Annotated in this window: 11 protein-coding genes; 9 read left to right on the top strand and 2 right to left on the bottom strand. The window is 44.5% G+C overall.

The annotated features are described in order from the left end of the window. Positions 1-152 precede the first annotated feature (152 nt). From P401_RS0107715 to P401_RS0107700, 4 genes are all read left to right on the top strand, one after another. On the top strand, positions 153-1496 hold the full coding sequence (locus tag P401_RS0107715; protein ID WP_029341972.1) for a sodium-dependent transporter: 1344 nt from the start codon (positions 153-155) through the stop codon (positions 1494-1496). Between the two features lie 256 nt (positions 1497-1752). After that, the gene (locus tag P401_RS0107710) at positions 1753-2496 is read left to right on the top strand and encodes a 5-bromo-4-chloroindolyl phosphate hydrolysis family protein (protein WP_029341971.1); all 744 of its coding nucleotides are present in this window, start codon (positions 1753-1755) and stop codon (positions 2494-2496) included. Then, positions 2483-3691: a toxic anion resistance protein gene (locus tag P401_RS0107705; RefSeq protein ID WP_029341970.1), complete on the top strand. Its 1209-nt coding sequence runs from the start codon at positions 2483-2485 to the stop codon at positions 3689-3691. Before P401_RS0107710 ends, P401_RS0107705 begins: the two co-directional genes overlap by 14 nt. 49 nt (positions 3692-3740) lie before the next feature. Further along, complete coding sequence (locus tag P401_RS0107700; RefSeq protein WP_029341969.1) at positions 3741-4307, top strand: deoxycytidylate deaminase; 567 nt, start codon at positions 3741-3743, stop codon at positions 4305-4307. 268 nt (positions 4308-4575) lie between these two features. Here P401_RS0107700 and P401_RS0107695 read toward each other — a convergent pair whose 3' ends face one another. Next, the gene (locus P401_RS0107695; RefSeq protein WP_029341968.1) at positions 4576-5061 is read right to left on the bottom strand and encodes a hypothetical protein; all 486 of its coding nucleotides are present in this window, start codon (positions 5059-5061) and stop codon (positions 4576-4578) included. Between the two features lie 140 nt (positions 5062-5201). Between P401_RS0107695 and P401_RS0107690 the strand changes: the two genes are divergently transcribed. From P401_RS0107690 to P401_RS0107680, 3 genes are read left to right on the top strand one after another with little or no spacing between them, the layout of a single operon-like run. Then, entirely contained in the window at positions 5202-6392 is a 1191-nt protein-coding gene (locus tag P401_RS0107690; RefSeq protein ID WP_051656283.1) for an HD domain-containing protein, read from the top strand. A gap of 11 nt (positions 6393-6403) precedes the next feature. Continuing rightward, the gene (locus P401_RS0107685; RefSeq protein WP_029341966.1) at positions 6404-7363 is read left to right on the top strand and encodes a CobW family GTP-binding protein; all 960 of its coding nucleotides are present in this window, start codon (positions 6404-6406) and stop codon (positions 7361-7363) included. After that, on the top strand, positions 7356-7757 hold the full coding sequence (locus tag P401_RS0107680) for a reverse transcriptase-like protein (protein WP_029341965.1): 402 nt from the start codon (positions 7356-7358) through the stop codon (positions 7755-7757). Before P401_RS0107685 ends, P401_RS0107680 begins: the two co-directional genes overlap by 8 nt. Before the next feature lie 22 nt (positions 7758-7779). Here the strand turns inward: P401_RS0107680 and P401_RS0107675 are convergent, their stop codons facing one another. Next, positions 7780-9084, bottom strand: a complete 1305-nt coding sequence (locus tag P401_RS0107675; protein WP_029341964.1) for a hemolysin family protein — start codon at positions 9082-9084, stop codon at positions 7780-7782. A gap of 116 nt (positions 9085-9200) precedes the next feature. Between P401_RS0107675 and fumC the strand changes: the two genes are divergently transcribed. After that, positions 9201-10595: a class II fumarate hydratase gene (fumC, locus tag P401_RS0107670; RefSeq protein WP_029341963.1), complete on the top strand. Its 1395-nt coding sequence runs from the start codon at positions 9201-9203 to the stop codon at positions 10593-10595. 81 nt (positions 10596-10676) lie between these two features. Beyond that, positions 10677-12194, top strand: a complete 1518-nt coding sequence (locus P401_RS0107665; protein WP_029341962.1) for a GGDEF domain-containing response regulator — start codon at positions 10677-10679, stop codon at positions 12192-12194. Positions 12195-12236 lie beyond the last annotated feature (42 nt).

Here is a 12236-nt window from a genome sequence, read left to right as displayed (position 1 = left end):
GTAAAAGTATACGATCTTCTCTTTTTTGATGCTTATTCAACACGCGTATGCGGTTATGCTTTGACGCTTTAAAGAAAATATTTGATAAAGGATGACTTTCACGGATTCTTTCTGTACAATGAAAAAGTATTTTGAAAAGGAGGTGGAGCACCATGAAAGGAAACGCATGGGCTTCAAAAGTTGGATTTATTTTAGCAGCAGCGGGATCCGCCATTGGTCTGGGGGCCATTTGGAAATTTCCGTACACGACTGGAACGAACGGAGGAGGCGCGTTTTTACTCTTATTCCTCGTGTTTACCTTACTGCTGGGACTGCCTGTCTTGATTGCCGAATTTTTAATCGGTCGAACGAGCGGGAAAACAGCACTTCGAGCATTCTCGGAGCTTGGCCATAAGAAGTTCACGTTCATTGGTGTCCTTGGTGTCATCGCATGTTTCTTGTTGCTCTCTTTCTACAGCGTCATTGGTGGATGGGTATTGATTTATACCATTCTAGGGTTTACTGGTCGTTTAACGACGATGGACAGTGGTGCGCTTGGTGAACTGTTCGGCACGATTTCTGCCTCACCGCTCTATGTCATTTCAGGACAATTGATTTTCCTCGCATTGACGTGTTGGATCGTCTTACGTGGAGTTCAATCTGGTATTGAAAAAATGAGTAAAATCATGATGCCTTTATTATTTGTTTGTTTCATTGTTCTTGTTGTCCGTTCTTTGACACTCGATGGTGCAATGGAAGGTGTTAAATTCTTCATACAGCCTGATTTCTCGGTCCTGAATCGAACATCAGTGCTCAGTGCACTCGGTCAAGCGTTCTTCTCACTATCGCTCGGTGTATCAGCGATGCTGACATACGCTTCCTATATGAAGGAACGTGGAGAGATTAATCGTTCTGCAGCTTGGATCGTTACAATGAATGTCGCTGTCTCGTTACTCGCAGGATTTGCGATTTTCCCAGCAGTATTTGCTTCAGGTCTTGATCCAGCAGAAGGACCAGCGTTACTCTTTATCGTCTTACCAACAGTCTTCAGCCAAATTCAGTTTGGTTCAGTCTTCTTGACGTTGTTTTTCCTTTTATTCGCTTTCGCATCGATCACGTCATCGATCGCGATGCTTGAAGTCGTTGTTGCTTCCTTAACGGATCGTAAAGAAAACGCGACGATGCGTGATAAAAAACGGACGACATGGCTTGCGACACTAGCGATTGCAATCGTCGGGATTCCGTCCGCGCTTTCGTTCGGAATCTTAGGTGATGCACAGCTCATGGGAAAAACGTTCTTTGATAGCGTTGATTTCCTAGTCTCGAATATTTTAATGCCAATCGGTGCATTATTAATTTCGATTTTTGCTGGCTTTAAGTTAGACCGTGCACTTGTCGAACAAGAATTGGTGACTAGCCCAATGATGAAAAAAATGGTTCCAATCTGGCGACTGAGTGTATGTTACCTAAGTCCAATCGCGATTCTCATTATTCTTGTCTGGCCGTTGTTCGGATAATAAATGAAGTATTCTCCATAAGGTAGTCGACTAAAATTGTCGACTACCTTATTTGTCATGAAAGGATATCAAACAGAAAAGCCTGAACAGTTCATTCTTCAGCCTGATGTCATTCGTTAAAAAGTATGGTGAAATATGAATACATGAGGCGTAACATTTCGCAAAAACGGGAAACTTTTTGTTAGACCATACGTAATGTTAAAATAAAGACACGTAAACCTGATAGAAGAATCAGCACGAAGGAAGAGGGGATGACATGAAGTCTTCATGGTGGATATTTGGTTCCATCGGTATGATGTTCGTATTTCTACAATTAGCCGATACGTTCAACTTCTCGGGAATCTTCATCGCTCTTGGTTTGTGGTTCATTTGGAGCGGTTACCGGACAAAACCAGGTCGACGATATCGGACAGAACGGAAGTCGACTGAAATCAAGCGGAAAAATGTGAAAAAGAAATTACTTCTTGACGATGAAGAGGAATTCGTCGGAAGTGTCATTTTAAAACCAGAACGGGCGACACGCCGTTTTGAAGAGACGGATGATTTGGAGCTTCAAGTATTGCAGCGGACAATCGAAGAAGGATTTGCGAAAATCCAGACGTACGATCAAATCGTTCCGTCCATTCGAGATAGCGAAATTAGAAGCGAGATGCGAATCGTCTCTCGTGAAGCGCATGTATTGTTCGAGGAATTATATGAAAGTCCACGCGACGTCAAAAAAGTTCGGGACTTCTTTACATTCTACTTGGATTCCTTATTGTCGATTTCAGAAAAATATGCCGATTTGGAACGCCGTGGTGCCCAAGTTCAATTGGATACGAAAAATCAATTGATTTCGAACTTAAAGATGATCGGTCAAAAGCTGAAACAGCAACAAACCTTGTTGCTTGAAGGAGACACCGTTGATTTAGAACGGGAACTTTTGACGATTGAAAAGGTACTGGCGCAAGAGACTGAACAACGAAAACAGGAGGAGAGTTACCGACATGACCCATTCTGATAAAGATACATGGCAACAATGGCCTGATGAGCAAGAGCAACCGACGATTTCTGATCCATCGGTCGATCTGAATGTAGCAGAGACACCACCTAAAATGCCGGCACGTCCGGTCGAAGAGATGATTCCTTCAGATGTTCCGTCAGAACAACGACAAAAGATCGAACGTCTACTACAGGTGATTGATCTTCAGAAAACAGATGCTGTCATGCAGTTTGGCGCGCCTGTTCAACGTGAGTTATCCCAATTCTCTGATCAAGTCTTAAGTGAAGTGAAAATGAAGGATGGCGGCGAAGCGGGAAAATTGTTGAGTGATTTAATGCAACGTGTCCGCCAAATGGATCCAGACACGCTCCAAGAAAAAAAGAGTTTCTGGTCGAACGTACCGGTCATTGGTCGGGCGAAGAAAAAAGCGGAAACGTACTTCTTGCAATACGAGAAAATGAGTGCGTATTTGGAAGAAGTCGTACACAATCTTGATCGATCGAAATTTGGTTTAATGAAGGATATTACGCTACTTGATCAAATGTATCAAAAGAACAAGCGTTATTTCGAAGAATTGAACGTCTATATTGCAGCCGGCGAAACGAAAATTGCTCACGTTCGTCAACATGAAATCGAACCGTTACGAACAGAAGTCGAGGTATCGCGGGATCAAACGAAGTTACAGGAATTAAATGACTTGATTCAATTGACGGATCGTTTTGAAAAGAAAATCCATGATTTAAAATTATCTCGAACGATTAGCTTGCAGATGGCACCGCAAATTCGTGTCATTCAACAAAACAACCAAATTCTAGCGGAAAAAATTGAATCAGCCGTCGTCAATACGATTCCACTTTGGAAGAACCAAGTTGTCCTATCTTTGAGTCTGTCGCGTCAAAAGGCAGCGCTTGAAATGCAGAAGGATGTCACCAATACGACGAACCAGTTACTTGAGCAAAATTCGAAGCTGTTGAAGGAATCGTCAATTGAAATTGCGGAAGAAAACGAAAAAGGTATCGTATCTGTTGAATCGTTAAAGGTTGCACATCAAAACTTGATTGAGACACTCGATGAAACATTACGCATCCAACAAGAAGGAAAACAAAAGCGTCGTGATGCGGAGCATGAGTTAGAACGAATGGAAAACGAACTGAAACAAAAAGTCATCGAAGTCGCTTCAAAAAGCAGAGAATTACCGAATCGACCATACTAAGGAACACGATTTTTCGTGTTCCTTTCCTTCATGAAAGGAAGGATTAGGAATGAAAAGTGAAGAGAAACAGCTGCAATGGGATACGACATGGTTATTATTCGCACGGATGATGGCAGATCGTCATTCTAAATGTGCCTCGAAATCTGTTGCCTGTGTCATCGTCAAAGATGAAAAGCCGATTTCGATCGGAATAAACGGAACACCTAGTCAGCATGTGAATTGCAACGAAATTTACTTAAAGCAAGAGGGTATTCTCTATACATCACGACCTGACCACCCGGTGGTTGAAGAATCGATTGAACGAAACGGGATTCTTTTTTATCGGTGCGAAAATCAAGAAGAACACCATGAATGGTCGAAACAACACGAGATTCATGCTGAAATCAACGCGCTCGGTAAGCTGGCAGCCGATTCGACGAGTGCGCGTCATGCGACCGCTTATGTCACCCATAGTCCGTGTCATGCATGTAGTTTGGCGCTGATTGCCTCTAAAATCGATCGGGTCGTCTATTCGACAGGTTATGAATACGGGGACGGGTTGAACCTGATGAGGCAGAGTGGGATCGAAGTCATTCACTTGCCACTCGCAAACGAATATTTTCTTGAAAAAATTTAACGGAAAAGGGTTGTAAACGCTTCCATTGCATTGTATGATGAAATCAAGCATTGCCATGGTAATTATTCACTCTTCCATTCGGACTGATTTTCAATCGAAAATCGGTCCACTTTTTTTAGAAAAGAATTGACAAGAATTGAATAGTTTGTCATGATGACTATAGAATATGACGAAGCGGAACGCCGCATTTTCATACAAAACCAATCAAGGAGCTGGAATGCCAGGTCGTTGAATGAAAAAATCCTGACTCACATGAGTCAGGATTTTTTTATGGATGGACAAGTGTCGCTTCCTTGAAGCGTTTAGCACGGATTGCGCATTTCGTGGCGACCGCACCTGAAAGAATCGTCATGAATCGCTGACAAAGGATGTCTGGTTGCGATTGATGTAAAAACAGTTGATGCAATAGTCGATTAAAGGCAGCGTCTAGCGAGGACAAGTGTCGTTTGATTGCAGTGGGAGACATATCTTGAATTTCTTCTGCTTGGTAGCCCGCATCACTTTGGAAGGCAGAGAGAATGAGAAGCTCTGTTTGCGCATCAGCCAACGTTAGCCCTTGTTCTTGGACATGCTGACAAGCCTCACGCAATTCATGAATCAACAATTGTTCCAAAGCATACGACGTATGCATTTGATATGGATCGTACAACTGAACAGCTTGCCGAATTTGATCGCGTGTCACGATTTCGGATACCGTCCATTGATCGAGTGTGCCAACAGCTTCACTGTATAGTTGAGTAAGTGGTCGAATCATCGTTTCTCCTCCTTAAGCATAAAATGGACTTCCAATTTCATCATAATTCATTTAGAAAACGCTTACAATATCTGCTTAATAGTAGTCGTGATGAAATCGTGTCTGCTATGATATGAATGAAGAAAAAGGAGTGAGATGACGTGATTCAATTATTTAAGGCACTTCCAGAAGTGACGATGCCTCCTTATGAAAATGTTGATTTTTCCATTAATCAGTCGAATCAACCGATTGGATTTTCGATTGATACATGTGCTCCCGGTGAACGAGTGGAAGAGGTCCTACTTGTTGCCTCTGGTGAAATCCGTACTGGTCAAACCGGACGAGAATGGTTACAATTCACGTTCAATTCGCCCGCTGGATCTTGTAAGGGAAAACAATGGATCAATCAAGGAACGGCAGAAGAAGCACTTCGTCCCTATCTCGAAACACGAATCGTTCGGGTCGAGGCAAAGGTAGAGGAATATCCGCCGCAATCCGGAAACAAATCATTGACCGTTCAGCGTGTCACTCCGATTCATGATGCCTCACCGACGCAGTTCTTGCCACAGTTACCTGCAGGTGAATCGCTTGAAACATACCGTGATCAGTTGCTTGGATTAGTCGGTCAGCTTGATTCTCCTCATCAAGAAATCGCGCTCTCGATTTTGCGACAGTACTGGGCAGATTTTTCGACACGACCGGCTGCTCTTTTTCATCACCATGCCTATATCGGTGGGTTGCTGAAACACACTGCTTGTATGATGACGATTGGTCGAGGAATTTGTGATAGTGAACAACCATACTTGACGCTACTCAAATGTATTCAAGAAGCAGAAGCCGATCATAAAAATGAACTATTCCAAGCAGCTGAACGAGAGATACGTCAATTTTCTTGGGATGATAGTTTTGATGCTCTCTATCAAGCGGCAAAAGGGATTGCACTGTTAGATCAACGTCCAAATCCGAACGAATTGTTACTCGGCATTTTATTGCATGACATCGGAAAGCTATGGGAGTATACACATGCAGGGGCTTCGGCAGATCGTTTTTCAAGACTGCTGCACGTAACAGAGGAAGAGGAAGAACTGGCGGGCATTGCGCTTGATCTGGACGGCGTGTTGATGGGGCATATGCCATATGGATGTTTTGTTCTCGAACAAACACTTCGAGAAGAAGATATCCGATTACCGCGTGCTGTTTATCACCGTCTCATGCATATGGTATTATCACACCATGGTAAACGCGAGTGGGGATCAAGTGTTACGCCGCAAACGACAGATGCTTGGTATCTCCATGCGATCGATCTACTCGATGCACGAAAAGAAAAATGGCGTCAGCAACAAGGACGCTAAGGAGTGAAATCATGCAAGACAAAATACGTACGACTGTCATTACTGGTTTTTTAGGTGCCGGTAAAACTACGCTACTCAATCATCTCGTTTCTCAACCGACAGAAAAGTTTGCGTTGCTCGTCAATGAAGTAGGTTCTGTTCATATTGATGAAGCATTGATTGAACGAAGTGACGAAGAGATGATCGAATTGACGAATGGCTGCATTTGTTGTTCGATTCGCGGTGATTTACGGGATGCGTTGCTACGGATCGCAAAACGCCGTCGAGATGGGGAGCTATCGTTTGATCGATTATTGATTGAGACGACAGGCGTCGCTGATCCAGGACCGATTCTACAGACATTCTATTTTGAGCCGGCTGTTGAACAGTCCTATCAGATTTCCAGTGTCGTCACAGTCATCGATGCATATCATTTAGAACGTCAACTGACGTTCCAAGAAAATGTGAAACAAATCGGTTTTGCTGATGTCCTTATCTTAAATAAGATGGATTTAGTTGATGTAGCAGAGCGCGAAACGTTGACCGCTTTACTGCGCGAACGAAATCCTTCTGCAGCCATCATTGAAACGGAACAAGGTCAACTCGAATCAGATCGACTGTTTGAAACGTTCCATTTTCCAAAAGAAGAGCAAGTACGACTTAGTCAACAAACGGATCAGATTCATCAATCGGTTGAGGATTTCACGGCATTGACGATTGTCGAGGAACGACCGTTGAACCGGAATCGATTCGGAATGGTCCTACGTGAGGTGTTAGAGGCGTATGCGGAAGACCTCTATCGCTATAAAGGGATCATTCATTTTGCAGATACGGATCGAAAGGTCATTTTACAAGGTACTGGCATGATTTACGGAACAGCGATTAGAGAACCATTTAGCGAACAACCAAAGACGACGCTCGTCTTCATTGGGAAAGGGCTAGATGAACAAGCGATACGAAAAGGAATCGAGGCGGCAATTGAACATGGTTGAACTTTATTTTGACGGTACGGTCCGTCCTTCGAATGATGAAGCGGCGGTTGGAGTTTTTAGTAAAAATTCCGAGGGCGAAGTCACGGAAAAAATGTATCAAATTCAAGCAATCAATAATCATGAGGCAGAATTTATTGCTTTTTCGAAAGCTGTCGAGTGGGCGCACGAACTCATCGCACAAGGCGAGAGTGTCATTTCGTTTCGGACGGATTCAGAAGCAGTTGCACTCGCGGTCGAACGCGAATTCGTCAAGAATAAACGAACGCAGACGATCTTTGATCCTGCCTTTGCGCGTTATCAACTCTTACCACTCGCTTTTGTGAAGTGGATTCCACGGTCGGAGAATAAAGCAGATCGTGTCGCACGAGAGGCGTTACGATTATACGAAGCATGATTGACGACAAACACCCCTATCCTCACGGTAGGGGTGTTTGTTTATGTTCGATGCGCTCAATCAAAATTTGGTCGACGCGTCGTCCGTCTAAATCGACGACTTCAAACCGATACGGTCCAATTTCGACAGTACTCCCACGGGAGGGTACATCACCTAACGTATATAAAATTAAACCAGCAACCGTATGATAGGCGTTCAACTGTTCTCCAGGTAAGTCATCTGTATAACCGAGCGTTCGTTTCAAATCATCGATGTGCAATAATCCATCAGCGAGGAACGACCCATCTTTCCGCATGACGAGTTCCGGTTCTTCCTCGACGCTTGAAATCTCACCGACAAATGCTTCGAGAATATCAAATAAAGTAATCATACCGAGGAACCCCCCGTACTCGTCTAAAACGAAAGCAATTGATACAGTTTCCTTCCGCATCCGTTCGAGTAAAACGGTTGCTTTTAATTGACGGGGAACAATCAGCGGTGACTGAATCAGTCGTTCCAGTTCCTGGACAGGTCGTTCCGTTGATAGCACTTCTTTCGCATCAATGAAACCGACGAAGTGATCCAAGTCACCATGACCAACCGGTAAGTTTCGATGTCGCGCTTGCCGAAGCTCTTGTAAGATCGTGTCGGAGTCATCCGCTAAGTCAATCCATTCGGTAACGGTACGCGGCTCCATCAGTTCGTAAGAGTACAAATCATGAAAATCAAACACACGAGAGACTTGCTCCGCTTCAGACCGGTTGAAGGTTCCCTCTTGCGTACCACGAATCAGTAATTGCCGGACTTCGTCTTCCGTCTCGTCTTCTGTCTGTAGGCGATCCAAACCAATCAAACGGAAGATGGAACTCGTCGACTTACTTAGAACCCAAATGAATGGTCGAAGCACGATTGAGAAAAAACGCATCGGTGGGGCAAGCCACATCGTAACCCGTTCTGGACTGACAAGGGCGATACGCTTAGGAACAAGTTCACCGATGACAAGCGAAATATAGGTAATGATCGTTACGACGAGAATATAGCCAATTGTACTGGCATAAGGAGCCATCCATTCAAATTGAGCGAGCCAGTTGATGACAGGACCAGATAATGCGGCACCACCAAATGCACCATTGACGATTCCGATCAACGTGATGCCGACTTGTACGGTCGATAACAGATCGGTCGGACGATCGAGTAACTCTAACGCGACATGGGCTGACTTCTTACCATTATTCGCTGCTTTTTCCAATTTCGAACGTTTTGAGGAAAGCAAAGCGAGTTCGGTCATCGCAAAAATGCCGTTTGCCAGAATCAATAACAAAACAATCATTAAATTTATCAACCACATAAAATCTTCACTCCTTTTTCGATAATAAACTATTCCCCAAAACTGTCTCCCTCATTCCCATTCCGCAAGCTTTCCGGTAAACTAGAAGAGAAGTAATCAAAAGGGGGAATTTGTTTATGGAATACCGTGTAGAACGTGACACGATGGGGGAAATTCGTGTACCAGAAGCGCAGGAATGGGGCGCACAAACACAACGTAGTCTAGAAAACTTTAAGATCGGAACGGAAAAAATGCCGATTGAAGTCATTCGTGCCTTTGCAGTCCTGAAAAAAGGAGCAGCACTTGCGAACCGTGACTTAGGCGTGCTTGAGGCAGAAAAAGCGGGTGTCATCGCTGAAGTATGTGACGAAATCATCGCGGGGAAATTCGATGATGAGTTTCCGCTTGTCGTTTGGCAAACGGGTTCAGGTACACAATCCAATATGAACGTCAACGAAGTGATCGCTCGGGTCGCGACACGCAAGTTAAAAGAACAAGGTAGTGAGACGACAATTCATCCGAATGATGACGTCAACAAATCACAAAGTTCAAATGATACATATCCGACAGCAATGCATTTAGCGGCAAAAACAGTCTTGCTGGAATCACTATTCCCAGCGATTGATGCTCTGCATGCGACACTTGACGAAAAAGCGAACGCGTTTGCGGATATCGTCAAAATTGGACGGACACACTTGCAAGATGCTACACCGATCACACTCGGTCAAGAAATCAGTGGTTGGGTCCGGATGCTTGCACTTTCGAAGCAAATGATCGAACGGACGCTTGATCCGTTAACGGAATTAGCAATCGGCGGTACGGCAGTCGGAACCGGCATCAACGCTCATCCTGAGTTCGGTGATTTGGCTGCGAAAAAGATGAGTGAAGAAACGGGATATGAATTCACAAGCGCGGAAAACAAATTCCATGCCTTAACGAGCCACGATCAACTCGTCTTCACACATGGAGCGGTCAAAGCGCTAGCGATGGACGCGATGAAGATCGCGAACGATGTCCGCTGGCTCGCATCAGGTCCACGAGCAGGAATCGGTGAAATCACGATTCCAGAAAATGAGCCGGGAAGCTCAATCATGCCGGGGAAAGTCAATCCGACTCAAAGTGAAGCGTTGACGATGGTCGCAGCGCAAGTTCTTGGAAACGATGCAACGATTGGTTTTGCTGCAAGTCAAGGGAATTTCGAACTAAACGTCTTTAAACCGGTCATCATGTATAACTTCATTCAATCCGTTCGTTTATTGACAGACGCCTTGCATTCGTTCAATGACCATTGTGCGATCGGAATCGAACCAGAACAGTCCGTCATCGCTGAAAACGTCGAACGTTCGTTGATGCTCGTCACTGCACTCAACCCGCACATCGGATATGAGAATGCGGCGAAAATTGCGAAAGCGGCGCATCAGTCAGGATCCACTCTAAAAGAAGCAGCACTTGCGACAGGTTTATTAACAGAAGAACAATATGATCAATGGATCGTACCAGCAGATATGGTCCGTCCGAACTTAAAAGCGTGAGTTGAAAAAGCGGGGGGAATTCCCTCGCTTTCTCTTTATCCGAGGACGGTTCTTCGGATCTATAGAAAGAGAGGGGATTGGATGGAACGGAGTCGAAAACGGGCAGAAAAACAACTGCAACAAACGATTGTCATGGTAGAGACATTACTTCGAATGCCGAACGTACCACGGACAGAATTGCTAGCTTTAGCCAGCTGGCTCGAAGGACTCGGGAGAGAAGAGCTCTTTAAGGGACTCGCTGATCAAGTCAGCCGTGAAAAAGTGACGTGGGAACAAATGGACGCTGTCATTTCGCAGTCAAGCGTCAAAGAATTGCTGCAACCCATCGTCGATCAGTTGTCGGAACGCTCACGCGCCAATCGAATTCGAAAAGAATTGGTGGTCACTGTGACAAGACGTTTTCTTGAAAATATCAAATGGAAGAAATCGCTCGAACAGGAGCGCTATATGTCACGATTCTTCAGTTCGGTGGAAGACACGTTGTCGATATCACATGATATTGCGATGGATGCCGTCATCATCGACCATGCATCTATCGTGGATTCATTAGAGTTGTTTAAAAAACTGATCAAACAAATGGAGTCGGCATTCGTTCCCGTCATCATCGTAGGTCCGAACCGGTCTGAAATTCGTCAAGTCAGCTATGAGATGGGAGCCGATGACTACTGGGATGAAACAGTGCCGAATGAAGAACGGCATGTTCGTCTAGCGAGACTCTTACGAAAATTAAGGGTCGTATCTTCGACGATCTTGGTCGATGAATTGACGGGAGCTTATAATCGGAAATATCTCCAAAATGCTTTTGATCGTCGCGTAGCACGTCTCGAACGTGAACAGCGGACATTTGGGCTAGCGATTTTTGATATCGATCATTTTAAGCGGATCAATGATTTACATGGACATCCAACAGGGGATTTGGTCCTTTCCGAATTAGCTACCGTCGTTCAACAAGCTGCTCGTCTCGACGATGAATTCATTCGTTTTGGTGGTGAGGAATTCATCTTATTGTTTTCAGCAGAAACATTACCGCAAGCAGTTGCGAGTATGAATAAAATTCGCGAGCGCGTCGAGCGCCATATTTTTGCGAACGGATTAAAAGTAACGATTTCGATTGGTCTATCCTTTTCTTTTGATCTCCACACATCCCTGGCGCAAGCAACAGCGGAGGCAGACGAAGCTTTGTATCAAGCGAAACGTAACGGCCGTAATCAAGTGGTGTCCTATTCGACAGCGATATCCATCGAAAAAATACCGGTCTATATCCGTGTCGAGCAAGGATTGCTCAAACAGGTACATACTCTTGATATGCCGGATCATCCGAAATACCATATTGAGGTGATTCCGCTAGACGATCGACGGACGACGCAATTACAATTGGCGATTCTTTCACTTGATCAAGTAGTAAGAGAGAACTTTGTACGATTAGAAGAGTGGAGACAACAACGGGAATCGATCATTGATATTTTGGTCGTGACGGATCAAGAAGACGATCGTTTAGCCAATGCGCTATCATGCGGTGCGACAGACTATATCATGACCTCACAGATCGATTCTGATATGGAGGAATGGATTACTGAATGGATCATGCAAATTCCATAGAAAACCAGCCACATTCGTCCGTTACACGGAGCAATGTGGCTG

This window comes from Exiguobacterium acetylicum DSM 20416 (assembly GCF_000702605.1).
GTDB classification, from domain to species: domain Bacteria; phylum Bacillota; class Bacilli; order Exiguobacteriales; family Exiguobacteriaceae; genus Exiguobacterium_A; species Exiguobacterium_A acetylicum.
This window is presented reverse-complemented; position numbering and strand designations above follow the sequence as displayed.

Coding starts and splice junctions, on each gene's coding strand:
- P401_RS0107700 (WP_029341969.1), top strand. CDS start 3,741: ATGAAAAGTGAAGAGAAACAGCTGCAATGGGATACGACATGGTTATTA.
- P401_RS0107665 (WP_029341962.1), top strand. CDS start 10,677: ATGGAACGGAGTCGAAAACGGGCAGAAAAACAACTGCAACAAACGATT.
- P401_RS0107685 (WP_029341966.1), top strand. CDS start 6,404: ATGCAAGACAAAATACGTACGACTGTCATTACTGGTTTTTTAGGTGCC.
- P401_RS0107705 (WP_029341970.1), top strand. CDS start 2,483: ATGACCCATTCTGATAAAGATACATGGCAACAATGGCCTGATGAGCAA.
- P401_RS0107715 (WP_029341972.1), top strand. CDS start 153: ATGAAAGGAAACGCATGGGCTTCAAAAGTTGGATTTATTTTAGCAGCA.
- P401_RS0107695 (WP_029341968.1), bottom strand. CDS start 5,061: ATGATTCGACCACTTACTCAACTATACAGTGAAGCTGTTGGCACACTC.
- fumC (WP_029341963.1), top strand. CDS start 9,201: ATGGAATACCGTGTAGAACGTGACACGATGGGGGAAATTCGTGTACCA.
- P401_RS0107680 (WP_029341965.1), top strand. CDS start 7,356: ATGGTTGAACTTTATTTTGACGGTACGGTCCGTCCTTCGAATGATGAA.
- P401_RS0107675 (WP_029341964.1), bottom strand. CDS start 9,084: ATGTGGTTGATAAATTTAATGATTGTTTTGTTATTGATTCTGGCAAAC.
- P401_RS0107710 (WP_029341971.1), top strand. CDS start 1,753: ATGAAGTCTTCATGGTGGATATTTGGTTCCATCGGTATGATGTTCGTA.